Annotated in this window: 27 protein-coding genes and 3 tRNA genes; 14 read left to right on the plus strand and 16 right to left on the minus strand. The window is 60.0% G+C overall.

Annotated elements, in window-relative coordinates; translation table 11 throughout:
* Positions 1-29: 29 nt before the first annotated feature.
* The 6 genes from nrdR to ACORLH_RS14595 form a co-directional block, all read right to left on the minus strand.
* A complete protein-coding gene (nrdR, locus tag ACORLH_RS14570) occupies positions 30-497 on the minus strand; it encodes a transcriptional regulator NrdR (RefSeq protein WP_058241687.1) in 468 nt (155 codons plus the stop codon).
* 130 nt (positions 498-627) lie between these two features.
* Entirely contained in the window at positions 628-1,842 is a 1,215-nt protein-coding gene (locus tag ACORLH_RS14575; protein ID WP_321829087.1) for a bifunctional alpha/beta hydrolase/OsmC family protein, read from the minus strand.
* A gap of 145 nt (positions 1,843-1,987) precedes the next feature.
* Positions 1,988-2,422 carry a secondary thiamine-phosphate synthase enzyme YjbQ gene (locus ACORLH_RS14580; RefSeq protein ID WP_321829088.1) on the minus strand — a complete coding sequence of 145 codons (435 nt, stop codon included), beginning with the start codon at positions 2,420-2,422 and terminating at the stop codon, positions 1,988-1,990.
* A 5-nt stretch (positions 2,423-2,427) separates the two neighbouring features.
* On the minus strand, positions 2,428-2,589 hold the full coding sequence (locus ACORLH_RS14585) for a hypothetical protein (RefSeq protein WP_165590003.1): 162 nt from the start codon (positions 2,587-2,589) through the stop codon (positions 2,428-2,430).
* Positions 2,590-2,614: 25 nt separating this feature from the next.
* On the minus strand, positions 2,615-2,896 hold the full coding sequence (locus ACORLH_RS14590; protein ID WP_321829089.1) for an HlyU family transcriptional regulator: 282 nt from the start codon (positions 2,894-2,896) through the stop codon (positions 2,615-2,617).
* Between the two features lie 75 nt (positions 2,897-2,971).
* Entirely contained in the window at positions 2,972-3,850 is an 879-nt protein-coding gene (locus tag ACORLH_RS14595) for a LysR family transcriptional regulator (RefSeq protein ID WP_321829090.1), read from the minus strand.
* 95 nt (positions 3,851-3,945) lie between these two features.
* Here ACORLH_RS14595 and ACORLH_RS14600 point away from each other — a divergent pair, with 95 nt between their 5' ends.
* Entirely contained in the window at positions 3,946-4,227 is a 282-nt protein-coding gene (locus ACORLH_RS14600) for a DUF1330 domain-containing protein (protein WP_058241692.1), read from the plus strand.
* 90 nt (positions 4,228-4,317) lie between these two features.
* Here the strand turns inward: ACORLH_RS14600 and ACORLH_RS14605 are convergent, their stop codons facing one another.
* The 3 genes from ACORLH_RS14605 to ACORLH_RS14615 form a co-directional block, all read right to left on the minus strand.
* The gene (locus ACORLH_RS14605; protein ID WP_321829091.1) at positions 4,318-4,557 is read right to left on the minus strand and encodes a hypothetical protein; all 240 of its coding nucleotides are present in this window, start codon (positions 4,555-4,557) and stop codon (positions 4,318-4,320) included.
* 76 nt (positions 4,558-4,633) lie between these two features.
* On the minus strand, positions 4,634-5,242 hold the full coding sequence (locus ACORLH_RS14610; protein WP_321829092.1) for a DUF4166 domain-containing protein: 609 nt from the start codon (positions 5,240-5,242) through the stop codon (positions 4,634-4,636).
* Positions 5,242-5,706: a thiol-disulfide oxidoreductase DCC family protein gene (locus ACORLH_RS14615; protein ID WP_321829093.1), complete on the minus strand. Its 465-nt coding sequence runs from the start codon at positions 5,704-5,706 to the stop codon at positions 5,242-5,244. Before ACORLH_RS14615 ends, ACORLH_RS14610 begins: the two co-directional genes overlap by 1 nt.
* A gap of 213 nt (positions 5,707-5,919) precedes the next feature.
* Here ACORLH_RS14615 and ACORLH_RS14620 point away from each other — a divergent pair, with 213 nt between their 5' ends.
* Entirely contained in the window at positions 5,920-6,663 is a 744-nt protein-coding gene (locus ACORLH_RS14620) for a hypothetical protein (RefSeq protein WP_321829094.1), read from the plus strand.
* A 90-nt stretch (positions 6,664-6,753) separates the two neighbouring features.
* Here ACORLH_RS14620 and rpoD read toward each other — a convergent pair whose 3' ends face one another.
* From rpoD to ACORLH_RS14635, 3 genes are all read right to left on the minus strand, one after another.
* On the minus strand, positions 6,754-8,757 hold the full coding sequence (gene rpoD, locus ACORLH_RS14625) for an RNA polymerase sigma factor RpoD (RefSeq protein ID WP_321829095.1): 2,004 nt from the start codon (positions 8,755-8,757) through the stop codon (positions 6,754-6,756).
* A 131-nt stretch (positions 8,758-8,888) separates the two neighbouring features.
* Positions 8,889-10,904 (minus strand): DNA primase, encoded by a 2,016-nt coding sequence (gene dnaG / locus ACORLH_RS14630; RefSeq protein ID WP_321829096.1) that lies wholly within the window; start codon positions 10,902-10,904, stop codon positions 8,889-8,891.
* Positions 10,905-10,973: 69 nt separating this feature from the next.
* On the minus strand, positions 10,974-11,315 hold the full coding sequence (locus ACORLH_RS14635; RefSeq protein WP_321829097.1) for a hypothetical protein: 342 nt from the start codon (positions 11,313-11,315) through the stop codon (positions 10,974-10,976).
* Positions 11,316-11,773: 458 nt separating this feature from the next.
* Here ACORLH_RS14635 and ACORLH_RS14640 point away from each other — a divergent pair, with 458 nt between their 5' ends.
* Genes ACORLH_RS14640 through ACORLH_RS14650 form a run of 3 tightly spaced genes read left to right on the plus strand, consistent with a single transcriptional unit; the run spans position 11,774 to position 14,561 of the window.
* A complete protein-coding gene (locus ACORLH_RS14640) occupies positions 11,774-13,423 on the plus strand; it encodes a TadE/TadG family protein (RefSeq protein WP_321829098.1) in 1,650 nt (549 codons plus the stop codon).
* Complete coding sequence (locus tag ACORLH_RS14645; RefSeq protein ID WP_321829099.1) at positions 13,420-13,995, plus strand: TadE/TadG family type IV pilus assembly protein; 576 nt, start codon at positions 13,420-13,422, stop codon at positions 13,993-13,995. Before ACORLH_RS14640 ends, ACORLH_RS14645 begins: the two co-directional genes overlap by 4 nt.
* A complete protein-coding gene (locus ACORLH_RS14650; RefSeq protein ID WP_321829100.1) occupies positions 13,995-14,561 on the plus strand; it encodes a pilus assembly protein in 567 nt (188 codons plus the stop codon). The genes ACORLH_RS14645 and ACORLH_RS14650 overlap by 1 nt, the downstream gene beginning before the upstream one ends.
* Before the next feature lie 93 nt (positions 14,562-14,654).
* Here ACORLH_RS14650 and ACORLH_RS14655 read toward each other — a convergent pair whose 3' ends face one another.
* Positions 14,655-15,155 (minus strand): hypothetical protein, encoded by a 501-nt coding sequence (locus ACORLH_RS14655; RefSeq protein WP_321829101.1) that lies wholly within the window; start codon positions 15,153-15,155, stop codon positions 14,655-14,657.
* Between the two features lie 211 nt (positions 15,156-15,366).
* Here ACORLH_RS14655 and ACORLH_RS14660 point away from each other — a divergent pair, with 211 nt between their 5' ends.
* Entirely contained in the window at positions 15,367-16,116 is a 750-nt protein-coding gene (locus tag ACORLH_RS14660) for an SH3 domain-containing protein (protein ID WP_321829102.1), read from the plus strand.
* A gap of 210 nt (positions 16,117-16,326) precedes the next feature.
* Positions 16,327-17,937 carry a methyl-accepting chemotaxis protein gene (locus ACORLH_RS14665; protein ID WP_321829103.1) on the plus strand — a complete coding sequence of 537 codons (1,611 nt, stop codon included), beginning with the start codon at positions 16,327-16,329 and terminating at the stop codon, positions 17,935-17,937.
* 49 nt (positions 17,938-17,986) lie between these two features.
* Here the strand turns inward: ACORLH_RS14665 and ACORLH_RS14670 are convergent, their stop codons facing one another.
* The gene (locus ACORLH_RS14670) at positions 17,987-18,574 is read right to left on the minus strand and encodes a TetR/AcrR family transcriptional regulator (RefSeq protein ID WP_321829104.1); all 588 of its coding nucleotides are present in this window, start codon (positions 18,572-18,574) and stop codon (positions 17,987-17,989) included.
* Between the two features lie 170 nt (positions 18,575-18,744).
* Between ACORLH_RS14670 and ACORLH_RS14675 the strand changes: the two genes are divergently transcribed.
* From ACORLH_RS14675 to ACORLH_RS14705, 7 genes are all read left to right on the plus strand, one after another.
* Complete coding sequence (locus ACORLH_RS14675) at positions 18,745-18,996, plus strand: hypothetical protein (protein ID WP_321829105.1); 252 nt, start codon at positions 18,745-18,747, stop codon at positions 18,994-18,996.
* A gap of 122 nt (positions 18,997-19,118) precedes the next feature.
* A complete protein-coding gene (locus ACORLH_RS14680; RefSeq protein ID WP_321829106.1) occupies positions 19,119-20,405 on the plus strand; it encodes a homoserine dehydrogenase in 1,287 nt (428 codons plus the stop codon).
* A 72-nt stretch (positions 20,406-20,477) separates the two neighbouring features.
* The gene (recJ, locus tag ACORLH_RS14685; RefSeq protein ID WP_321829107.1) at positions 20,478-22,244 is read left to right on the plus strand and encodes a single-stranded-DNA-specific exonuclease RecJ; all 1,767 of its coding nucleotides are present in this window, start codon (positions 20,478-20,480) and stop codon (positions 22,242-22,244) included.
* 83 nt (positions 22,245-22,327) lie between these two features.
* Positions 22,328-22,402 (plus strand) — tRNA-Glu (locus ACORLH_RS14690).
* Positions 22,403-22,606: 204 nt separating this feature from the next.
* Positions 22,607-23,629 (plus strand): hypothetical protein, encoded by a 1,023-nt coding sequence (locus ACORLH_RS14695; protein WP_321829108.1) that lies wholly within the window; start codon positions 22,607-22,609, stop codon positions 23,627-23,629.
* 160 nt (positions 23,630-23,789) lie between these two features.
* Positions 23,790-23,864, plus strand: a tRNA-Glu gene (locus ACORLH_RS14700).
* A 147-nt stretch (positions 23,865-24,011) separates the two neighbouring features.
* A tRNA-Glu gene (locus ACORLH_RS14705) sits at positions 24,012-24,086 on the plus strand.
* A gap of 53 nt (positions 24,087-24,139) precedes the next feature.
* On the opposite strand, the gene ACORLH_RS14710 is transcribed toward ACORLH_RS14705, so the two are convergent.
* Positions 24,140-25,144, minus strand: a complete 1,005-nt coding sequence (locus ACORLH_RS14710; RefSeq protein ID WP_321829109.1) for a glycosyltransferase family 2 protein — start codon at positions 25,142-25,144, stop codon at positions 24,140-24,142.
* A 209-nt stretch (positions 25,145-25,353) separates the two neighbouring features.
* Positions 25,354-25,593, minus strand: coding sequence for a DUF2842 domain-containing protein (locus ACORLH_RS14715; protein WP_321829110.1), 240 nt, complete (start codon positions 25,591-25,593; stop codon positions 25,354-25,356).
* Positions 25,594-25,597: the final 4 nt, after the last annotated feature.

The following is a 25,597-nucleotide window of genomic DNA, read 5'->3' on the forward strand; positions in this document are numbered from 1 at the left end:
CGCCTAAAATCCCGGTTTGGGGTTAAGGGTCAGTCTTCGCTCGGGTAATCCGGGCGCAGCTCGGAGACGAATTTATCAAAGTCGTCCGCCGCCTGGAAGTTCTTGTAAACCGAGGCGAAGCGCACATAGGCCACGGTGTCGATGCGGGCCAGCGCCTCCATCACGATCTCACCGATGGTCTTGGAGGGGATATCCGTCTCACCCATGCTTTCCAGACGCCGCACAATGCCCGAGATCATCTGATCAATGCGATCAGGTTCCACCGGGCGTTTCTGCATCGAAATGCGGATCGAGCGTTCCAATTTATCGCGGTCGAAGTCTTCGCGGCGGCCATTGGATTTGATCACCACAAGGTCGCGCAGCTGCACCCGTTCATAGGTGGTGAAACGGCCACCACAGGCCGGGCAAAAGCGCCGCCGACGGATCGAGACGTGATCTTCGGCGGGGCGTGAATCCTTCACTTGGGTGTCGATATTTCCGCAAAACGGACAACGCATGAAAGGTCCCCTCTTTCGCTACACTGCGCAAGTCTGGGGATAAGTCCCCAGTTATCCACATCTACTATAGGTCGCCCTCTAGGATTTGGGTAGGGGTAAATCATCACCGCAACTGATTGTTGCAAAAGCCTCAGTCCAGCAGGGTTGTTTCTATTTCTGCGCTGGCATGCAGGGTTTTATGCACCGGACACTTGTCCGCAATACGCAGGATATCGGCGCGCTGGCTGTCACTCAGATCACCGCGCACATGGATGTCCCGGCGGAACACATCGCGTTTGGTGGGCGCTTGGCCCTCCATTGCCTCCAGATGGCGTTTGTCATGGTAGACATCCACCGCCACATGCTCCAGCGGGTAGCCTTTGCGGCGGGCATACATGCGGATGGTCATGGTGGTACAGGCCCCCAGCCCCGCCGACAGATACTGATAGGGGGTTGGCCCCAGATCGCTGCCCCCGACCGCGGCCGGTTCATCCGCCAGATAGGTGTGACGGCCCGCAATGTTCACGTCCTGCAGGAAACCCATGGCGTCCGCCTCAGACACATGCACCGCACCATCAGGGGCGGACTTGGTCACAGGTTCCGCCGCCAGATCCACATAGCGCGCCGCCCAGGCCAGGATGGTATCCGCCGCATATTCCGCATCTTTGATCCGGGTCACCAGATGATCGGCGTCATCCAGGGTAACAAAGCTCTTGGGATGTTTCGCCGCTGTAAAGATCTCCGCCGCGTTTTCAATCCCCACCACATCGTCCAAAGGCGCATGCAGCACCAACAGCGCCTTGTGCAGGCTGGCAATTGCCGGCGCCATCTCCTGCGCGGCGATATCTTCGAGGAAGTGTTTGCAGATGGTGAAGGGGCGGCCGGCCAGTTCAACCTGCGCACCGCCCTCTTCCTCAATCTCTTTGACCTTGGCGCCAAAGTTATGTGCAACATGCGCCGGATCAAAGGGCGCGCCAATGGTGGCCGCCGCGCGGGCAGAAGGGATCTGACCCGCCGCTTTCAAAACCGCAGCACCACCGAGGGAATGGCCGACCAGCAGCTGCGGCGCGGCGAACCGTTCCTCCAACGCTTGGGCGGCCAGAACCAGATCCGCCACATTGGTGGTGAAATTGGTGTTGGCAAATTCGCCCTCAGAATGACCTAGCCCGGTGAAATCAAACCGCAACACCGCCATGCCCCGCTGCGCCAGATGCTGGGCAATGCGTTTGGCGGCCGGAATATCCTTGGAACAGGTAAAGCAATGCGCAAATAGTGCGGTCGAAGTGATCTCGCCCTCGGGCAGATCCAATCGGGCAGCAAGGGTGCTGCCGTCATGGCCGGTGAAGGTCAGGCGTTGGGTTTTCATGGCGGATCCTCCGGGTGTGTTGGCTGCGGTCTGCCCCATCATCAAAGCCCCGGGGCCCTTCAAACAAGAGGGTTCACAGAAACGTGCCCGCACGGGCCACTGGCGTGATCTGCGTTACACTCCCGCCCCATGCCGGAAATCGCGCTTACTGCCCCGCCAGATGTGCCACCACCTGGCGCTGATGCGGGGCGTCACGATGTTCAAACAGGTAGATCCCCTGCCAGGTCCCCAGCGCCAATTGCCCGGCCACCAGCGGCACCGACAGGCTGACCGGCATCATCGCGGATTTGATGTGGGCCGGCATGTCATCCGGCCCCTCATAGGTGTGGGTCAGATAGGCCATGCTGGGATCCGTGGTGGGCGGCACCAGACGGGCGAAGAAGTTGCGCAGATCCACCTGCACCTCAGGATCGGCGTTTTCCTGAATCAGCAATGAACAGGAGGTGTGGCGCACAAACAGCGTCAGCAGCCCCGCCTGCATGCCCTGATCCTGCACCCAGGCCGCCACATCACGGGTAAACTCATACAGCCCCTGCCCGCGGGTCGAGAGGTTGAACTGCGTCTGCGCCAGCTGACTCATGTGGCTCAGCCTCCGATCAGGGTTTTCACGAAAGGTAACAGGCTGGCCGCCAAGATACCCACCACCGCGCCGATCAGCATGCGGGGCACCATGCCACCAAGCGACGGCGCAAAGAGGCTGAGCAACCCGCAAATCGCGGCGTAGAAGGCAAGGGCAATTGGATCCATGCCCTAGCCTAACAGCTGTCTGGTCTTAGCCAAACACCCCATCGCCCATCTGGTCGATAAAACTCTTGGCCTTTTGCAGGCTGATCTGGGCGGCTTCATCCTGTGAGCCGACGGTATCGGCGCGGATCATCATGTGGGACTTCAACTCCCCATCTATGACCTTTTCGATGCGGGCACCGATCCGGTAGCTGCCGCCCTCGCGGATCGGCTCCACATAGATCAGGAAGCCTGCGTGGTCTTCGGGCTCAGCGCCTTTCGGCTCTGATTTGCTGGCACCACCACCGAAGAGTTTGGAAAATAGGGACATGGGTCGATCCATCATATTTGGGTTTGATACAGTGTGGCGCTTGACCCCATCAGGTGCAAGAGGGCGCGCCTGCACTCAGGTAAAACGCGCCGCCCGCGCCTTAAAGAATGGCACCAGCATCTGGCGGAACGCCGTCACCTTGGCCGAGGGCCACAGATCCGCATGGGCCACCACCCAGATATCGGCGTAGGGCTGCGCTGGCATCAGGCCCAGCGGCTGCAGCCCCAGCGCACGGCCCAGAAACAACGGCATGCGCACCACCCCCAGGCCCGCCTGCGCCGCGCCCGCCATCGCCACCATGTCATCAAAGACCATGGCGATCCGCGATTGTGGTGACTGCGCCCTCACCGCTGCGGGCAGCTCTGCCATCGCCTCATAGACCAGCCAGTCAATCGGGGCCTCGGGCGCCTTGGCCATTGCCTCCACATAGCTCGCCGCGGCAAAGGCGGCCGATTTCTGCGCCGTCAGCCGCCGCCCCATCAGGCTGTCCCCCGGGGCGCGGCTGATGCGGATCGCCAGATCAGCCTCACGCCGGTTGAGATCCAACAGGTCGTTTGAGGCCCGCAGATGCAGGTCAATATCGGGATAAGCCTTGGCAAAGTCCTGCAGAACCGGCGCCAGAACATGGGCGATCAACAGCTGCGGTGCGGTGATCACCAGCGGCCCGCGCAACCGGCTGTCCTGGCCGGAAAGCTGGCGCAGCATCGCGTCGGCCTCCGCCTCCATCCTGGCCGCATGTTCGCCAATCAGCTGCGCCGCCTCGGTAGGATGGTAGCCATCGGCCAGACGTTCAAACAGGGTCTGATCCAGCGCCTGCTCCACCCGTGCAATGCGCCGTGCCACGGTGGTGTAATTCACCCCCAGCGCCTGCCCCGCCGCCGCCAGACTGCCATGGCGCACCAGCGCCAGCACGGTTTTCAAATCGCCCCAATCGGGGTCATCCACTCGCTGCATACCATGCACTATCGCATGGAATGAATGCAAAGTCGCGCGTTTTCGCGTGCCATGACAGATGCCACATAGGGTTCACACATTTGATGGAGAGAGAAATGATCTACGCCTACGCGCAACTGACCGTGACCAACCCTGATGCCCTAAACGCCTACCGTGAAAAGGCAGGCGAAGCGCTGGCCCGCCACGGTGGCAAGGTCGAAGCGGCCAGCAAAGACTTCACCACATTGGATGGCAGCCCTGCGGCGCCTGACACGGCCGCGCTGCTGTCGTTCCCGGATCGTGACGCGGCGCTGGCCTGGGCCAATGACCCGGATCTGGCCGATCTGCACGCCCTGCGCCGCAGCGCCGGGGGATCGGACATCCTGCTGCTGGGTTAATCCAACCGCACCATTGTGTGAGACAAAGAAAAGCGCCCTGACCGTCTGGTCAGGGCGCATTCATCTCCCGTTGCACTGGCGTCTGGGCGCTTAACGCTCCACACAGGTGGCGGCCAGCTGCACCATCGCCTCCTGAGCCTCGGCGGAGGTTATGCAGGGGGCGGCCAGCTGGACGGTGCCACTGTCAGAGCCAACCCAAATGTCAGGGCTGGGCTGCGACAGCACCATTTGCGGCAGAGGGAGGGTGGTCACGTGATCCAACGTCAACTCATAACCAGTATGCGCAAACAGGGAGGTTGGGATCAGCAGTAACAAGACGAGCGCTTTCATGGCTCACCTCCTTTCCTGCCGCTATAGATTGGGTGTCTTGGAAAAACGACAAGAGCCGCGCGCGCTTTGGTGAAGATCAGTCGCGCAAATGTGTTTGCACCGGGTCATGCGGTGCGTCCTGAGGTGCGGTCTGAAGCTCTGACTCAGCCTTAGTCACAGGCACGCTGACCCAGCCATGGTAGCGGATCAACCGCCCCAGCCCCCAGAGCCGCGCTGAGATATCAAAACAGAACCGCCCCGCCGCATCGCCGTATTCCACACTGTCGCTGATCGGCAGCAGGATCCGCGGCAACGGCAGCCCCGCGACCCAAAGGTGCCGCACCGCCACATGCAGCCGCCCGGCCTCAGCCGTCAAGGCCATGCCGATGGTAAAGGGCCCCAGCCGTTCCAGCACCAGTTTGCGGGCCGGATCATACCGCAGGGAGGACCGGGTTTCATGCCCACCAAACAGCCGGATCCATTCCGCCCCGCGGGCATCATTGCGGATCTGCAAAGAAAGCGGCACGGCCTGACTGGACGGCGGGAACCGCCCAAGGCCCAGCAGCAAGCGGACAACCCGCCCCTGCCCGCGTTCCACCGCAGCCTCACCCTGATAGCGGGCCTCTGCATGCACAGCGTGAAACCGGCGCACCGGCTCTGCCACCGGCAGGCCCAAAGCGTCAATCGCCTGCCCAAAGGGATCCATCAGCCAAACCCGCCTTCAAGAAACCGCGCCTTCAGCGCGTCATCCGGCACCACACATTGGTCAAAGCGGCCAAACAGCCGGTAGCGGTTGCGCGCGATCAGATTATAGAGCGGATCCTTCAGAACATGCGGCACCAGACGGATCAGTCGCGCCACACGCCACACCCCGCCAAAGCCGGAGACCAGCTCGGCCAGCGCATCAACCTTGGTGAACGCTTTACCGTCGCGGAACACCAAAATGGTGGTGAAGTTTTCATGCGGCAGCCCGACGCTTTTGAACAGGGCCTGCCCCAAAGGCGACTGGCCAATGACAAACCGCACCTGCTGCTTGCGGTCCCGCTTCAGCACGAAATGAAAAAACCCATCGCAGAGCACACATTCGCCGTCATAGACCATCACATAAGGCGCGTGATCCAGATCCGACTGCCACGCCTGGGTTTGATCGATAGCCCTGTCTTGATGCATCGCTGCGGCCTCCTGCCAATTCAGCCTCGCCCCACAACTTTAGCGCCCTCACGAGAAACAGGAAGCACCATCAGGATGTCACGGTGTCGCAGCGCGCCTCAGGCGAAGGCAGGCCCTACAACGGCACGGGGCCGGACCAAGACACAATGCGCCAACTGTGGTAAGGTTTTGGCATTTGACCCAAGTCCATTTTCAAACCCGAAGGAGGTATTCATGCCCTTCCCACGTCTAAGACCTGTGCTTTTGTCCTGTATCCTCTGCCTGCCCGGCCAAGCCTATGCCCTTGATGACTACGCGATACGCGGCATCGTTTCCGATCTGTTTGACACATTGGAGGAGATCAATCGCAACATTTCCAACGAGGCCTCATCAACGCGAGAGGCGATCAAACAAATCGACACGCATCTGATGCGGAAATACACAGATGAGGTGCCCGCCAAAGGCATTCTGGAGGAAATTCTGGACCAGCTGGAGAAGACCAACCGGCAACGGCCCGACGCCCCGGGGCGCGCCACCATGCCAATGGTCGTCTCGCTAAAGAGCGCAGATGACGGGTTTAACGTCATCTTCGAAGGTCAGACGATTGGCACGGACCGCGGCACAGCATCCGGGTTTAATCCACCGCTGCAATACGATCTGTACGCCATCGCGCGTAATGCGTACCTCGACGCTCGCAATAGCGGTGATGCCGCATCGGCGGAGGTCTGGCGCAAAATCAACCGCAAGATCCAGCGGGGCAAACCGCTTGATCTGGTGATCCAGTGTTGGAATGCGGGGGGCCCGTCGGCAATCGACTATGAGGTCACCCTCAACGGCAGCAAGCAACAGGGGCGCCGTGTCACAGGGACAAACTCCGGTGGCGTCTCCTGCACGGAGACTTATCAGATCTGTTATGATCAGCTGTTGGATCGGGATATCGTTCCAAACCGTGGCGTGACCTGTTCGCAAACTGAGTAACACAGCGAAGGCGCCTTTGCCCCACGATCGAACCAACAAAAAACGCCCCCGAAATCGGGGGCGTTTTGTTATTCACATCACCTGGAGCGCTTACTGATCGAGGAAGCTGCGCAGTTTGCGGGAGCGGCTGGGGTGCTTCAGCTTGCGCAGGGCTTTTGCTTCGATCTGACGGATCCGTTCGCGGGTCACGCTGAACTGCTGGCCCACCTCTTCCAGCGTGTGGTCGGTGTTCATGCCGATGCCAAAGCGCATCCGCAGCACACGTTCCTCACGCGGGGTGAGTGAGGCCAGAACGCGCGTGGTGGTCTCTTTCAGGTTTTCCTGAATGGCCGAATCCAGCGGCAGCACGGCGTTTTTGTCTTCGATGAAATCGCCCAGCTGGCTGTCTTCTTCGTCGCCAATCGGGGTTTCCAGAGAAATCGGCTCCTTGGCGATTTTCATCACCTTGCGGACCTTTTCCAGCGGCATCTGCAGCTTTTCGGCCAGTTCTTCCGGCGTCGGCTCACGGCCGATCTCATGCAGCATCTGACGGCCGGTCCGCACCAGTTTATTGATCGTTTCGATCATATGCACCGGGATACGGATGGTGCGTGCCTGATCCGCAATCGAGCGGGTGATCGCCTGACGGATCCACCAGGTCGCATAGGTCGAGAATTTGTAGCCGCGGCGGTATTCGAACTTATCCACCGCCTTCATCAGACCGATGTTACCTTCCTGAATAAGATCCAGGAACTGCAGGCCACGGTTGGTGTATTTCTTCGCGATTGAGATCACGAGGCGAAGGTTAGCCTCAACCATCTCTTTCTTGGCCTGACGGGCCTCTTTTTCACCCTTTTGAACCTGCGCCACGATGCGGCGGAATTCAGGGATGTCCAGACCAACGTATTGACCCACCTGAGCCATGTCGTTGCGCAGACCTTCGACCTTCTCGGTGGAGCGTTCGATGAACATCTGCCAGCCACGGCCGGGTTTTTCAGCCATACGGTCCAGCCAGGTCGGATCCAGTTCCGAGCCACGGTAGGCCTCAATGAACTCACGACGGTTGATGCGGGCCTGGTCAGCCAGTTTCACCATCGAGCTGTCGATCGACATGATCCGGCGGTTGATGCCGTAAAGCTGGTCGATCAGCGCCTCGATCCGGTTGTTGTGCAGATGCAGGCCGTTCACCAGTTCGACAATCTCGGAGCGCAGTTTTTGATAGCGCGCTTCATCTTCTTCCGAGAAACTGCCGTCTTCGTTCAGCGTGGCCGAGATCCGGGCGTCCTGCATTTCCGACAGGATTTCGAAGTCTTCAGCGATGTTGTTGAGGGTGTCGAGCACACGCTGCTTCAGCGCGGCCTCCATCGCGGCCAGCGACATGTTGGCCTGTTCATCCTCATCATCATCGTCGTCATCATTGCGGATCGGGTTGCCGTCCGCATCGTATTCCTGCTTTTCCTCTTTCTGCGCCGGTTGCGCAGAAGGGGCAGCGGCGACGTTGGCGGCGCCAACGATGCCTTCTTCGTCGTCTTCGCCGTCCTCACCCATCTGGTTGCCAAAGGTGGTTTCCAGATCGATCACATCGCGCAGCAGAATATCTTCGGACAGAAGTTCGTCACGCCAGATGGTGATCGCCTGGAAGGTCAGCGGGCTTTCGCACAGACCCAGGATCATCGTGTTGCGGCCGGCCTCGATGCGTTTCGCAATCGCGATTTCGCCCTCTCGGCTCAGCAGTTCGACCGAGCCCATCTCGCGCAGGTACATGCGCACCGGATCGTCAGTGCGATCCAGCTTTTCGGTGGTGCCCGAAGACAGCGCCACTTCGCCCTTGTTGGAGGAAACATCCACAACGGCGGTGTTTTTCTGTTCTTCTTCTTCGGCTTCTTCGTCTTCGATGATGTTGATGCCCATTTCCGAGAGCATCGACATCACGTCTTCGATCTGTTCCGAGGACACCTGATCGGGGGGCAGAACCTGGTTCAGCTGGTCATAGGTGATATAGCCCCGTTCCCGCGCTTCGGCGATCATCCGCTTTACGGCAGCCTGGCTCATGTCCAGGGATACCTCGGCGTCCTGATCGTCGGGCTTGCGGTCTTCGGTGTCTTTGGCAGCCATGTAACTCTCCTGCAGGCGGACGGATCCGGGCGTGGCATGATTCGTTCAGAGCGAATCAATAACGCGATTCCATGATTCGGAAACCCGTTTACCCGGAATTCTTTCTGTTTTCTTCACCAAATCGCCCGATATCAGCGTCTGGAGAAATTGATCTTCCCCAAAATGGCATCAAAAGCGTCACGTTCATCCCGATTGATTCGGGCGCCGTTCTCTCCGACGTCATAATGGGCGCGGTCTTCTTGTTCACTGCGCAGGGCGCGGTTTCGGGTTTCGGTGGCCTGATGCAGACGGCGGGTCAGCGTATCATCGTCGCTTGCGCCCAGCTCCTCTGCGGCCTCCTCGATCTCAGCGTCCAGGCCCCGTGTGGCCTGCAGTTTCGCCAGTTCCTCGGCCACCGACATACGCACGGTTTCCAGATCACCGGCACGGCGCACCGCGGGCGCTATCGCCACATGGGGCAGCGCAAAGAGGCTTTCAAGGGCATAGGGGCCCAGCGCTTCAAAAATCCGGCCCTCAACGTCGCCCAGCTCACCGCGATCGCACATCTCCAGCAGCAGATCGCGGATATGGGCGCGTTCGGCATCGGCGCAATGCATGCGCTCAACCTGGCTGTCAAATTCCGGCAGCAACTCAGGTGTGCGGATCAGGCTGGCCAGGATCACCGCTTCGCGCAGGTGATCATCAGCGCCCTCCCCAGCGGCCACCAGCATCGAGGATTTGGTGCTGGCCATCGGCGTTGGGGCAAAGCCACCTTTGCGAAAACCGTTGTAGCCGCCCTGAAACCCACGTTGGAACCCGCCGCCGGCTTCGCGGAAGCCACCGCCCTGCCCGCCTCGGCCGCCTTGACCGCCGCCACGGCGCGACTGGCCAAACAGGTCCCAGCGCATGTCCTTGATCGCCAGCCCGTAGTGTTCCCGGATTGAGGGATCGCGGATCAGCTTGATCTTTTCGCGCAGGGATTTGTCCAGCGCCGCCTTACGTTCGGGACTGTCAAACACCTTGCCTTCGGTTTCACGCTGCCACAGCAGATCCACCATCGGCATAGCGCCATCCAGGATCTCTTGCAGTTTTTGCGGGCCTTCCTGGCGGATCAGATCGTCGGGGTCTTTGCCTTCGGGCATCAGGGCAAACCGCAGCGATTTGCCCGCCTCCAAAAGGGGCAGCGCCAGATCAATGACCCGCATGGCCGCACGCAGACCTGCCGTATCACCATCCAGGGCAATGATCGGTTCCGGCGCGATGCGCCACAACAGCTGCAGCTGGTTTTCAGTGATCGCGGTGCCCAGAGGCGCCACCGAGGCGCCAAAGCCACCCTCGGCCAAGGCGATCACGTCCATATAACCTTCGGCAACAATCAGCGGCTGGCCTTTGCCGGCAGCCTCACGGGCGGGGCCATGGTGATAGAGGTTGCGTCCCTTATCAAACAGCGCGGTTTCCGGGCTGTTGAGGTATTTGGCATTGTCATTAGGGTCCATCGCCCGGCCGCCAAAGGCGATGCAGCGCCCGCGCGGATCCCGGATCGGGAACATGATGCGATTGCGGAAGGTGTCATAGGGCTTCTTGCCCTTGTTGGAAGGCTTGGCCAGACCGGCGCCAAGGATCAGCTCTTCGTCCACGCCTTTGCCGCGCAGGTGATCCCACAGGTGCTGCCAGCCTTCAGGCGCAAAGCCAATCTCAAACCGGGCCTGCGTTTCCGGCCCCAAGCCACGCCGCTGCAGGTAGGCGCGTGCATCATCCGCGACACCACGGCTCAGCTGCAGCCGGAAGAACTGCACCGCCATCTCCATGACCTCAGCCAGCTGGCTACGCTTATCGGCCTTTTTCTGTGCCTGCGGATCGCGCTGCGGCATGGTCATGCCAGCCTCCCGCGCGAGGATCTCCACCGCCTCCATGAACTCAACGTTTTCGGTTTCGCGCACAAAGCTGATGGCGTCGCCTTTGGCGTGACAGCCAAAGCAATAGTAGTAGCCCTTGCGGTCATCGACGTGGAATGAGGCGGATTTTTCCTGATGGAACGGGCACGGTGCCCACATATCGCCCTTGCCCTGATTGGACTTGCGCATATCCCACATGACCTTGCGCCCCACCACCTGTGAGATGGAGGTGCGATTACGCAATTCGTCAAGAAATCCGGGAGGCAGGCTCATAAGGGAAACTATAGCGCTGAAGCGCGCCGGTGGCAAAGCCCGCGCGCGAAGAACAAACGGAGGGACGGCTCAGCTTTGGAACTGATTGCAGGCGATCTGAAACGCGGTGGAGGCATCTTCGCCCAGCTGCGCTTCGGGCAGCTGATAGACCCAGTTCACCAAGAGGTCGACATGCTGTTCCAGCAGCGCCTCATCCTCGGCATAAAAGCCGGCTTTCAACTCTTCGTTTTTCAGCAGCAGCTTACGCGTCCGACGCTCACGTTTTTTGTCCAGACGCAGATCCACCGCTTCGGCCACGATCCCGGCCTGTGCCTCACAGCGCGTCCCGCGCTCTTCTTCGGTTTCGCTCAAGGCTGGCGTGGCCACCACAAGGCAAGCGGCAAAGGTGGCAGGCAGAAGGGTACGGAACATCGGGCAGCTCTCTGTTCGGATCATCTGAAAGGTGAGGCACTCTTGATGCCAGCCCCTGCCCCCTGACGCAAGCCCCGCGCGTGGGGCTGTGGCAGGCAGCGCAGAAACGCCTGAAAACATCGCATCGGCTTGGCCTGAAGCCGCAAATCGCCCGTCCCTACCCTCTCAAAAGGCGGGGAGAGGGCCGCGAATCCCTACGACAGAGGTCAAAATCAGTTTTAATTGCCGGTGGCGATTGGGGACAGTTGCGAAACAATTAAGGTTAATGAAACGTTATTGCCGCAAAGCCCGGAACCAAACCCCAGCAATTCCTTGGGCATGCCTTGTTTTCGCCCCGATTGACCGCGAAACCCAACTTAAGAACGCCCCCTAGCCATAAGTGGACCCTAAGACGGCTCTGCTCGTCGGCGTTTATTTGATGTGAGGGACTCGGCGTTGATTTGACAGAGGTTATGAACATGACACGTTCGAAAAGGCTGCATATGGCATCACGCGTGATGCAAGGCCCGACCGCCCTGCGGCGGGGTCTGCACCGTTTTGGTCGCGACGAAAGCGGCGCGGTGGTCATTTTCTCAATCTTCATGTTTATCTGCATGCTGATGGTGGGCGGTGTTGGCATCGACCTGATGCGCTTTGAGCGTGACCGGATGGCGCTGCAGAACACGCTGGACCGTGCCGTTCTGGCCGCGGCCGACCTTGACCAGACCCAGCCCGCCGAAGAGGTGGTGCGGGACTATTTCGACAAGGCGGGCGTCGGCGCCTACCTGCAAAGCGTCACCGTGGACGAAGGCATCGGCTACCGGTCGGTTTCGGCCAAGGCGACCTCGGAACTCGACACCTATTTCCTCAAGCTGTTTGACATCGACACCATGTCCGCCCCCGCCTCGGGCCAGGCGGAAGAACGGATTGATGGCATCGAAATCTCACTGGTGCTGGATGTTTCGGGCTCGATGGGGTCGAACCAGCGCCTGACGCGCCTGCGTCCTGCGGCGAAATCCTTTGTGGATACGGTTCTGGCTTCGGCCCAGGAAGGCAACGTCTATATCTCGGTTGTGCCCTATGCCACCCAGGTTGGCGTTGGCCAGAACCTGCTGAGCAAATACAACGTCACCAATGAACACAGCTATTCGCATTGTGTGGATTTTGGCGACAGCGATTTCAACACCACCGAAATCCTGCCCACAGACCCGCTCCAGCGGTCGGGCCATTTCGACCCGTGGTACAACTATGAAAACCCCTATCTGACGGTCTGTAGCACCAACCCAGATACGCAGATCCTGCCGTTTTCCAACGATCAGAACGCGCTGCATGACTATATCGACGATCTGGAAGCGCTTGGCGCCACCTCGATCGACGTGGGCATGAAATGGGGCGCGGCACTGTTGGATCCCGGCACCCAGCCTGTGCTGAGCCAGATGATCAGCGAAGGGTCCGTCAGTGGTGACTTCGAAGGCCGCCCGCACGCCTACAATGAGCGCACGACGCTGAAGGTTGTGGTGCTGATGACCGATGGCGAAAACACCACGCAGTATTTCCTGAACGATGGCTTCCGTGAAGGCCTGTCACCGGTCTGGTACAACTCCTCGCGCAGTGTGAGCGGGGGCCGCTATTCGGTGCAACAGGGCAGCAACTTCTGGTGGCCGCATACCCAGACCTGGGAAGACCACGCCTATGGCAATGGCACCTATGAGGAATGCGAATGGCGCCGTCGCAATGGCCGCTGGCGCTGGACCTGCTGGGATGAAAATGAATCCGGCACGGCCGTGCAGCTGACCTATCCCGAACTGTGGAACCGACTGTCGGTGAACTGGAACATGAACAACAACATGGGCTTCGACAGCTATCGCTACTACAACTGGTACGATGATGTCACAGACTCCGCCGGCAGCAACACCAAAGACGCGCGGACCGATGCCATCTGCACCGCCGCCAAAGACCAAGGTATCGTGATTTTCACCGTCGGCTTTGAGGCCCCGGATCGCGGTCAGAACGTGCTGCGCGCCTGCGCCAGCTCGGACAGCCACCACTTCGACGTGGACGGCCTGGCCATCGATGACGCCTTTGCCTCGATCGCTGCCTCCATCCGTAAACTGAGACTGGTACAATGACACCTGTGCGTTCCCTGGCCCGGCTGTTACGGGCCCCGTTCTCTGGCTTAACTTCTGGGCTGCGGCGCTTTGCCGGGCGGGAAGACGGCAACGCGACAGTGGAATTTGTCGTCGTGTTCCCGATCTTCATGCTGATCATGGGCTCAACCTTTGAATTGGGCACCCTGACGATCCGTGAAACCATTCTGGAGCGGGCGCTGGATCTGACGGTGCGTGACATCCGCCTGGGCACTGGCACAGCGCCACAGCACGATGAGCTGAAGGCCAGCATATGTGACCGTGCCCCGCTGCTGATTGATTGCGAAGAGAACCTGCGGATTGAGATGATCCAGCTGGATCCGCGCAACTGGACCTCGCCGCCCACCGATGCCGACTGCACCGATCGCAGTCAGGAAGTGGACCCGGTGCGTGAGTTTGTGCATGGCCAGGAAAACGAAATGATGCTGGTGCGTGTCTGCGTGAAGGTGCAGCCCTTGTTCCCGACCACCGGTCTAGGCGATGCATTGGCCAAAGACGGTGCCGGAGATTATTCGCTGATCGCCAAATCCGCCTTCGTACAGGAGCCGCGTTAATGAGTGTTCTGAGTGTCCTGCCCCACCGCCTGCGCCGCTTTGCCCGGCAGTTTGCCAAAGACGGCAGCGGGTCCGTCGCCGTCGAGGCGGTGCTGATCCTGCCCTTCCTGCTCTGGGCGTTTCTGGCCAGCTTTGTCTATTACGATGCGTTCCGCCAAAGCTCGATCAACCTCAAAGCGGCCTACACGATTGGCGATATGCTCAGCCGGGAAACCGCGGCGGTGAATGATGCCTATATCAACTCGCTCCAGTCGCTGTTCGTCTTCCTGTCCAAGCAAGAGTCGGATCCGGCGGTGCGGGTTTCGGTTGCGATGTGGGATGAAGAAGATGACGCCTATACGCTGGACTGGTCCGAAGGCCGTGGCAATCGCCCGCCCCTGACCGAGGCCACCGTAAACGCCATGCGTGACCGCCTGCCGAACCTGCCGGACAATGAGCGTGTTATTCTGGTCGAAACCTGGAGCACCTATAAGCCCGCCTTCAACGTCGGACTAAGTGAGGATGTTCTGTACAATCTGGTGTTCACCAGCCCACGTTTCGCGCCGCAGCTGGTTTGGGAAAACTAATCCCGCCTCAGTTGGCCTAGGCTGATTTGATACAAAAACGCCCCGTCCAATTGGCGGGGCGCTTTGCGTTTGCTTTGCATTTATTGGGCAGCATTAGCCGCGTTCAACTATGAGGGCCTGCAAAAGTTCCGCCATGATCTTGGTCTGATTGCCTGGGGTCACCCCGCCAACGCCTATGCGGCGGCCCAGACGCCACCACAGGCCCGGCCGCCAGACGCGCGGCAGATCTTCTTCAGTTGCGTTCAGATCCAACCGCACCAGAAAACCGTTGGAAGGTTTGAAAGCAAACGCGCCCCGTTCCACCGCCAGAATGGCCTCAATCGGTGCGATGAGGGTACCGTCACTGTCACGCAGCCCAGCGCGGGTCAGATCAATCTGCCCGCTGGTGCCAGCATGCATTTTCATCATCAGCGCCAGCGACAGACCGCCCAGCACGATCACAAAGGCCTGCAGCGCAAAGTTGGCAGGCGGCGTGGCGAAGGCGAAATAGATCAGCAACACGCCCAGCCCCCCCAGCATGCTCAGCGCCAACCAGCGGCGGGTGGCGGAAACGGTCACCGTCGCCAGAACTTCGTTTTGATCTTGCTGCGCCATGCCCGGTCTCCCTGCGGTCCTCTTTGGTCTGGCAGCGCTCATAGCCTTGTCTGCCTGCAGATGCGAGTCCCTTCGCGGAATGCGCCATTGCTTGCCACCCGCGCCCTGCCCCTTCTGCGCCGCTTGCCAAGTCGCCATTGCCCTCCTAACGTGCTGTTTGAGCAGACAAAGATCCGACCGAAAGGCGGAACAGAAGACCGGAGAGTAAAACGTGACAGGCTGGGGCACACCGGAGCAAGAGGCCGAACGCCGCCGCATGCAGGCCGAGGAAGAGCGCCGCCGCCGCGAACAGGAGGCCGCGCGCCGCTACGCGGATCATCAGGCCCGCCAACGTGCCGAGGAGGCGCGCCGCCGCGCCGATGCCGAACGCACGATGGCGATCATGGATGGCGCCAACGGCAACGTCCATTCGCCCCGCCGTTTCAGCAACCCGGGGTCTTTCATCATGGGATCAGTTGCGGCCGGCCGGGACGCCCACACCGGCAAAAGCCGGTATGAGACCACCCCTCCATCTGCGCCACAGACAACCAGCCCAAATGCGGGCCATTCCGGCACAAGGCGGAAAGGTTTCTTTGCCTGGATTGAGGATCTGATCCTCTGGGCTGTGCGGCTGATCGGCTTTGGCATTTTTGCAGTGATCGGCTATTTTATTCTGGACCACATTGGCGTTTTTGACCGTTCGCCCAGCGCGCCGTCGCGCAGCTCAACCGCTGTCCCTGCCACGCTGTCGCTGACCCCGGTGACCCATTTCATCACGGCGGATCGACTGAACATCCGCACCGGCCCGGGGGTGAACCACCCCTCCCTGGGCACCCAGCAGGGCAACAGCTGTATCCGGGTCATTGCAACACTTGGCTCGGGGTGGAGTCAGGTTGTGGTGCCCACCAGCTCAGGCCCAGAAATCCATTACGCCGCCAGCCGGTTCCTGCAACCCCTGGGGCCTGCGGACAACTGCCGCTGATCTGGGTAAGCGTCTGAAAAGGCGGGGCGAAACGCGCGCCACTGTCACAAATCCGTTGCAAAAATTTCACACTTCATAGCGGTATATCGGCCTCTCCCTCAACCGTTGTAAGAAGAGCAGCTGGCGACACAGGTCGTCGCGGGCTGCATCAAGTGCCCTGCGCGGACCCAACCGGTCAAGCGCATATGTTCATGAGTCAGAGGCCCCAGAATGACCATTTCCCTGAAAGCCCAGTTGATTGCCGCATTTGCGCTCTTAGTGTGCCTGTTCACCGCCACCGGCGTGACCAGCCTGCATGAGCTGAAACAGATCAAAACCCGCGGCGAAGAGATCGTTCGCATCAATTTCGAAACCCTGCACCTGATCGAAGAGGTCGCAAAGATCCAGGAAACCATCCAGTCCGAAATCAGCACCTACATCCTTGTTGGCACCAAAGAAGAGCGATCAGCGCTGCGCGCCACGCTGAAGGAACTCGGGCAGCGCAAAGAAGAATTGATCGCCGCCGCGCAGGCCAGCTCCTCCGCCGATACGGCCGCCTATTTGGACGACTATCTGATCCTGAAGGAAGGCATTGAAAAGGTGAACAAAAAGATCCTTCAGGATCTGTTGTTCGGCTCCAAAGGCAAGGCGTCCAAACGTCTGGCCGAGGGCAAAAAAACCTACCAGATCCCGATGGCGGCCCTGATCACCCAAGTGGCTGAGTTGGAAACCCGCAAGATGTATGAGGAGCTGGCGCAGTCTGAAACGGCCTATGCGCAGACCCGGAATGAGATCATCGTGATGATGACCGCCGCGCTGGTGATCAGCCTGCTGGCGGCATGGCATATTGTGGCGACCTTGTCGCGCGGGCTGCAACAGGCCGGAGCCCTCAGCCAGCGCGTGGCCAGTGGCGATCTGACCGAAACCGCCGATCATGGGATGAAGAACGAAATTGGCGCGCTGCTGGACAATTTGAACACCATGGTGGTCGATCTGCGCGGCATTGTCGGGGATGTGCGCACCGGCGCGGCCCATGTGGCCAGCGGTGCGGATCGCATGGCCACGACCTCCGCCGCGATTCAGACGGCGGCGAAGGAACAGGCCACGGCGGCAGAAGAGGTTGCAACCTCGGTGACGGAGATGAGTGCAAACGTCAGCCACACCGCGCTAAGTGCCGAGGAAACCAAGGAGACCGCCCAACACGCCGCCGAAAACGCCCGGGCTGGTGGTGAAACGGTGGCGGCGGCAATGTCCTCGCTGACCACCATTGTCGACAAGATCCAGATCATTCAGGAAATCGCCCGTCAAACCGACCTCTTGGCCCTGAACGCTGCGGTGGAGGCCGCGCGTGCAGGCGAACATGGGCGCGGTTTTTCGGTTGTGGCGGCGGAGGTGCGCAAATTGGCCGAACGGGCGCAGGAGGCGGCTGAGGACATCGGCGCCTTAACGCAAGGCACGGTCAGCACTGCCGAAGAGGCCCGGTTGAAACTGTCGGATCTGGTGCCCGAGATTGAAGCCACCGCGCAACTGGTCGGCAATATGGCGGCATCCAACACTGAGCTGTCCAGCGGGATGCAGCAGATCACCGATGCCATTGCGCGGCTGGATCACAGCATCCAGACCAACAACACCGCGTCCAAAGACATGTCTGCCACGTCGGAACAGCTGGCGGCGCAGGCGCAATCGCTGACCGGTGGGATTGAAGCCTTCCAGCTGAGCAAGGAAGAAGCGGAGCGTTGTGAGAACCCAACGGTGGAAGAGGCCAAAGCGCCAGAGGCGATCCAGTTAGAGCAGCCAATGGCCGAGGAGAAAACGGAAGTCGATCTGCCAAAGGCCGCTTAACCACACTCAGATCAACAAAACGGGGCGCCCCATTTGGGCGCCCTGACCGTCAGACCGACACCGATTTGCGCACCATTTCCCAATACAGCCCTTCCACCTCATCCACCGACAGGCGGCCGGCGGGGCGGTACCAGGTGGTGACCCCGGTCAGCATCGCAATCACAGCCATGGTGGCGATGCGGATATCAGCCGGGGCAAACACACCTTCGGCCACGCCATCGCGCAGGATCTCTTCCAATTCAGCCTCATAGCGGCGGCGCAGTTCTTCGATCGCCTCAAAGTTTTCAGGCGTCAGGTTGCGCAGCTCCATATAGGCGATGAACACCTCATCGGGACGCTTCAGGTGATAGCGGATGTGGAAACGGGCGAAATCCTCCAACCGTTCCAAGGGACTGGCCGAGGTGTCGCGGTTGGCCCGCTGGTCCAGTAGGTCCTCCATGTGCCGGCGCATCAGGTTGAACAACAGCGCCTGTTTATCGGGCGTGTAGTTATAAAGCGCGCCGGCCTGCACCCCAACGTCGCGGGCAATCTGGCGCATGGAGACCGCCGCAAACCCATGTTGCGAAAACAGCCGCAGCGCCGCATCCAGGACGCGGGGGCCGGTGATATCAGAGTGGGAGCCTGCGGTTCTTGCCATGGGCGTCACGGTAACTGAACAGATGTTCAAATCAAAGAGCGAAACGGCAACCCTCTGCCGATCAGGCGGTTTTAACGACACGATCCGGGCAAGCCCCTTGCCAAGGGCCTATCTGACAGGCAAGACGGGGGCGTCTGTTGCCGCTGCCCTTAAGTCACATTTGGTCTGCCATGTTTCTTCGCCTGCCTCTTTGCGCCCTTGCCCTGTCGCTGACAGCTGTGGCCTGTAGCCCGATTGAACTGCAGGACCATTCGACCGCAGCGGCGCGATTGGCCCCCTACCCGTCGCTGGTCCCGATTGAGACCGCACAGGCCGAACATAGCGAAGCCCGCACAGATGAAGACAGCGCCGAAGCGCTGAGCAGCCGGGCCAAGGCCCTGCGCGCACGGGCCCGGGCACTGGTTGCCCAAAATGGCGGCTAAATTGCAACATCCCGGCCGATCCCCCCTGCCCCATAGGGGCTGATCGGCATTTGCCGCGTTGCACAGCGACGCAAAGCCCGATACATCGCCAAGACGAAGATCTGTCAGTTCAGGAGGGCCAGATGAGCCAACCCTTGCGCCTTGGTATTGCAGGGCTCGGCACCGTAGGTGTCGGCGTTGTGAAAATTGTCCGTCAACAGGCTGCCCTACTGACTATGCGAACTGGTCGCGAGGTGACGATCTCGGCCGTTTCGGCCCGTTCGCGCGGCAAAGATCGCGGTGTGAACCTGGACCACTACGGCTGGGAAGATGATCCGGTCAAACTGGCCACCCGTGACGACGTCGACGTTTATGTGGAACTGATGGGCGGCGAAGATGGCCCGGCCAAAGCCTCCATCGAGGCGGCGCTGAAAGCCGGTAAAGATGTGGTCACCGCCAACAAGGCGCTCCTGGCCCATCACGGTCAGGCGCTGGCCGAACTGGCCGAGGCCTCAGGGTCGGTCATTCGCTATGAAGCGGCCATCGCCGGTGGCATCCCGATCATCAAATCGCTGACCGAAGGTCTGGCCGCCAATGAAATCACCCGCGTGATGGGCGTGATGAACGGCACCTGCAACTACATTCTGACCCGGATGGAAGCCACCGGTCAGGGCTACAACGCCCTATTCGAAGAGGCCGACAAACTGGGCTATCTGGAAGCGGATCCGAACCTGGACGTGGGCGGCATCGACGCCGGTCACAAGCTGGCCATCCTGTCGTCACTGGCTTTTGGCACCCAGGTGGATTTCGACGGGGTTGAGCTGGAAGGCATCCAGCGCGTCACCATCGAAGACATCCGTCAGGCGGCCGACATGGGCTACCGCATCAAACTGCTGGGCGTCGCCCAGATGAGCGGCCGCGGTCTGGAACAGCGCATGTCGCCCTGTCTGGTGCCGGCACAAAGCCCACTGGGTCAGCTGGAAGGCGGCACCAATATGGTTGTGGTCGAAGGCTCTGACGTGGGTCAGGTTGTGCTGCGCGGCGCCGGTGCCGGCGAAGGCCCCACCGCCAGCGCGGTGATGGGAGATGTCTGCGACATCGCCCGCGGCATCCGTTACCCGGTCTTCGGTCAGAAAGCCGACAGCCTGAAAAGCGCCCCCCGCGCCCAATCCGCCCTGCCCGCACCCTACTACCTGCGTCTGGGGCTGAAGGACAAACCGGGTGCCATGGCCAAAGTGGCCGCTGTGCTGGGCGAAGCCGGCGTGTCGATCGACCGGATGCGCCAATACGGTCATGAAGATGACAGCGCGCCGGTGCTGATCGTCACCCATAAAACCACCCGCGCCAATCTGGATGCAGCCCTTGCCGGCATCGAACAGACCGATGTTGTGACCGAGGCACCGGTTGCGCTGCGGATTGAAGCGGTGTGATCTGACCACTTGCGGCGCGACCGTCGTGGGGGCGTCGCAGATGAGTATTTTTAGAACATTGAAAGGCCACTGGTGAGCGCTGAGACCCGTGCATTTCTAGGTGTAGAAGCCTCGCTCAACGGGCGGCGCTGGATTGGTCCCGGGATCGAGGTGGAGCGTCAGGCCGAGTTCATGCGCCAGCAGACCGGCCTACCGATGGCCGTTTGCCAGACCCTGGCGCGGCGCGGCGTTCCTGCGCATGAGGCACAGGCCTTTCTGGAACCACAGCTGCGCGACTTGCTGCCGGATCCGCAGAAGCTGAAAGATATGGAAGCCGCCGCCGCGCGGTTCCTGTTGGCCGTCAAACAGCGCCAACGCATTGCAATCTTTGCCGATTACGACGTGGATGGCGGCACCTCCGCCGCGCTGCTGGTCGACTGGCTGCGCCAGATGGGGCGTCAGGCCACGCTCTATGTTCCAGACCGCATTGATGAAGGTTATGGCCCTAATGAAGCTGCCATGGCGTCGCTGGCGGCGGATCATGACCTGATTGTCTGTGTCGATTGCGGCACCCTCAGCCATGAACCGATTGCGGCGGCCAAAGCGGCGGATGTGGTGGTGCTGGATCACCACCTGGGTGGTGAGACCCTGCCTGATGCCGTGGCCGTGGTGAACCCGAACCGTCAGGATGAGGATGGCGCGCTGGCACATCTGTGCGCGGCGGGCGTTGTTTTCCTGATGCTGGTTGAGGCCAACCGCCAGATGCGGGCCGAAGGCGCCAAAGGCCCGGATCTGATGGCGATGCTGGATTTGGTGGCGCTGGGAACCGTGGCGGATGTGGCGCCGCTGATCGGGGTGAACCGGGCGCTGGTGCGTCAGGGGCTGAAGGTCATGGCGCGCCGCGATCGCCCCGGCATCGTGGCGCTGTCTGATGTCAGCCGGATGGAACAGGCGCCAAACTCCTACGCTTTGGGCTTCATGCTGGGGCCGCGGGTGAATGCCGGTGGCCGCATCGGCAAGGCGGATCTGGGCGCGCGGCTGCTGTCCACCGACAACGCGGCTGAGGCGCGCGCCATGGCTGAGCGGCTGGATGAGCTGAACACCGAACGCCGTGACATCGAAAACGCCGTGCGCGCCGCCGCATTGGAACAGGCCGAGGACCGTGGGCTGGATCTGCCGCTGGTCTGGGCCGCTGGCGAAGGTTGGCACCCGGGCGTCGTTGGCATCGTCGCCAGCCGCTTGAAAGAGGCCACCAACCGCCCCGCCATTGTCATCGGCTTTGACGGTGATATCGGCAAAGGCTCCGGCCGTTCGGTCAGCGGTGTTGATCTTGGCGCCTCAATCCAGCGGCTGGCCAGTGAGGGGCTGCTGGTCAAAGGCGGCGGCCACAAGATGGCAGCGGGCCTGACGGTGGAACGTGACAAGCTGGAACCGGCAATGAAACGGCTGTGCGAATTGCTCGCGAAACAGGGCGCCGGGGACGCCGGCCCTGCCGATCTGAAACTGGACGGCGTGCTGATGCCCGGTGCAGCCACCATCGAGTTGATCGAACAGATCGAAAAGGCGGGCCCCTTCGGCGCTTCCGCCGCCGCGCCCCGCTATGTGTTCCCGGATGTGGAGATTCGATTCGCCAAACGGGTAGGCGAAAGCCACCTAAAAATCTCCTTCACCGACGGGCTGGGCGCACGGATCGATGCTATCTGCTTTGGCGCCTTCGACACCCCGCTAGGCGAACGCCTGTCAAACCACGGCGGCGCCCGGTTCCATCTGGCCGGACGGCTGGAAATAAACAGCTGGGGCGGGCGTCAACAGGTCCAGCTGCGGCTGGAAGATGCAAGCCCGGCAGAGGCTTTGGGCTAGGCGATAAAAATCGTCACAACGGTGTCATTTTCCGCTTGCGCCCCACGCGCAGTTTGCCTAAAAACCGCCTCACCAAACGGCTTGTCCCGTTCGTCTATCGGTTAGGACGCCAGGTTTTCAACCTGGAAAGAGGGGTTCGATTCCCCTACGGGATGCCATTTTCACCAAAACTTTCGTGAAACAAAAAAAATCGTGGCCTCGGGCCGCGTTTTTGGCGTTTCAAAGCTCACGCATTTTCAGTATCTTAGAGAACCTACCTGAAAGTATAGGCAGGCTAATCCGACTTTGGGTTGCATTTGCTACATTTGCAACCACCAAGCTCTTTTATCCAAATGTAGTTGACTGAAAAAAGTGAGATATAGATGAATACGATTTGTTGTGTACTGGAGTGGGAAAACGCTGAGGGGCTGGAGCGAGAGGAGGCCCGGCATTTCCTTGGGGCTCTGATCCAAAAATTGGAGGCGTTTGGCGAAAGCCAGAACCGCAAAATGGAACTGATGATCATTTTCGATGAAGATGTTCCAAAAGATGACATTGAAGAGGACCTGACCCTGTCAGAGTCAGGCCCTGTTGAGCGGGTGGAGATCAAACTGCTCTGCGCGCCGGGCACAGGCTATTATGATAAAAAGGGATTGGCGCCTTACTTCACTGAGGCGGATCTGCTGATCTATGCTGACAGCGATTGTGCCTATGTTCCGGACTGGCTGGAACAGCACATCACCGCGATTGAGGTCGAGGGCGCATCGGTGTCATCAGGCTACACTCAAGCCCTGGCACCCGCCAACCTGATTGAGGAGGTCTGCACCTACGCCTGGTTTTTCCCCAGTGAGGACCCACGCGACCGACTGCATCGCAAAGCCAAAAACAGGTTCTTCGCCAACAACTTTGCCGCCAAACGCAGCGTGTTGCTGGATGTGCCCCTGCCCCGGCTGGATGCCTCACGCGGGCATGGTGGGGTCTGGACCAAACGATTGGCAGAACGTCAGGTAAAACTGGTGAAACTGCCGGGGGCCCGGGCGGATCACAAACAATATGACACCGTTGGTGACATGTTCAAACGGGCGCTCATTCTGGGCCGAGACAAAGACTTTGGCCTGTTCATCAACGGTGCTGGTCGTGGCAAACGGATCTGGCGGTCCTTTGTGGCGCTGTTTGAAACAACCGTGAAATTTCTGCAGCGGTTCTTCACCGTGGCCCTGCGCAACACGCCGGTGTGGCACTGGCCTATTGTTTTGGTGCTTGGCCTGGCCTTCCAGTGGATCACAACCGCACGCCAAATGGTCGCTGCCACCGCCCAGACCTACGCCGAGGAGCAAGAAGGCTACTCAGACCTCGCGGCACGCGCCACCACCAGTATTTGGACCGCCACACCAAGTCCTGCGTGACGCCACCCCTTCAAAACAACCAGAAAATATCCAGACAAACCACTGAAACAAAACATTTATTACCAATCATAATTACAAACAAAAATACTTCTCAGATTTTGCCGTTTTCCACTTGCGCCTATCGGGCTGTTTGCCTAAAACCTGCCTCACCAAGCGGCTTGTCCCGTTCGTCTATCGGTTAGGACGCCAGGTTTTCAACCTGGAAAGAGGGGTTCGATTCCCCTACGGGATGCCATTTCTTCTGAAATGTTGTGACAGCAAATGCTCTGATTTTTCAGGCAACGCTGTTGCGTGCACTCAATAGAATTAGCTGGATTTTTCCCTGCTTTTGGACTTGCGGCGCCGTGGCAATCCGCCTAAAACCCGCCTCACCAAACGGTTTGTCCCGTTCGTCTATCGGTTAGGACGCCAGGTTTTCAACCTGGAAAGAGGGGTTCGATTCCCCTACGGGATGCCACTTTCACGATCAGTTTTGAAATTTCGCCACGCCAGCGCTCAAGCGGCTGAATATCAGCCGCCGTGCGTGGTCTTATAGTGCCGGCTGTGATGCCCCAGTAGCGCCAGGATCCGACCATAAGCAAAGCCAAACGCCCGCAGCGCCAGCACATAACTGCTCCCGCCGTTAAACAGTGCAGCAATCAGGCGCAGCGTGCCAAGGATAGTTTTGGCCAGCACAAAAAACGCGGACTTCGCGATCAGTTTAGGGCCGCGCTTGTCGCCATAGCGAATGCGAAAAGACGAGATCGACTGATCCCGCCCACGCCGGAACTGATAGCCGGCGCTGAGGCGTGACAAGGGGATGTGTTCGTAGACCTTCGCCTCGGCCGTCCAGGCGGTTTGCCCGCCGGCCTGCCGCAAGGCCCGAAAAAACGCCGTGTCGGACCCGCCAGAAAGCCCCAAACCCTCATCAAACCGCAGGCCTGTTTCCCGCAGGAACTCCAGCTTCGCCAACCAGTTGCTGGTGACAACAGTCGGCGCCTTGTGCCCGTGCCCTTGTAACTCCAACCGCTGATTGCTTTCTGCCATGCGCTGGCAACGCGCGCTCAGGCCGTTGAAACACATGCGCTGCGCAGCAGTCAGCGGCTCGGTTGGCTCAATCGGAAAATCAGGGCCACCGGTCAGATCCGCGCCAGTTTCCAAATGGTAATCGTAAAGCTTCACCAGCCAGTCGGTCGCGACTTCTTCGTCATCATCGACGAAGGCCAGATGATCAGCCCCCTGCCCCAGCGCTGCGTCCAGCACTGCGTTCCGCCCAAATGGGATACCAGGGCGGGTTTCAAGAACAGCGGTCGCAGGCAACCCGCGCTTTTCCGCAAAATCCTCGACCATTCCACCAATCGTCAGACCAGCATCATTTTCCGCAAAACAAAACGCAACGCGAACACCCTGTGGGATGTCCATCCGCTCAAGACTGGCCAACAGGCGCGAAAACAGATCGGGACGGCGACGCGTCAACGCACCGACAACAATCAAGGGCTGAGCTGGCACAGCCGCTTCCGCAGCTGCAGGGGTCATATATTGCATCTCAGACAATCTAAACGCCACTTACTATCTAAGGTAGTCTACAGCGACCGGATAGCAGTCAAAATTAGAAATGACAAGCAATCGCTCTCCCTAAACGGCAAAGGCCAAATATCCTATCTACCCAAAGCTTACACGACAGCGCGAAATAAGAAAACCGGGCCAAATCCGGCCCGGCTGAAATACGCTGATCTGTGCGACACTTAGGAGTGATCCGCCCCATCATCAGGTGCGTTGGGATCGGCCTGGCCGATGCCTTTGAACACTTTCTTCAGCGGCACAGCCCAAATGACCCCGAGGCCGATGTAGACCATCAGTTCGACCAGAATGGACGGACGGTCCAACAGGCTGACGATGCTCACTGCCGCCACGATATAGGCCGGCAGCCCCACCAGCAGAACCAGCAGGGACAGTCGGCGACGTGCTTTGTAACTCAGAGCCATGAGG

Origin of the sequence: Thalassovita sp., from assembly GCF_963691685.1 — a bacterium.
Lineage (GTDB): Bacteria > Pseudomonadota > Alphaproteobacteria > Rhodobacterales > Rhodobacteraceae > Thalassobius.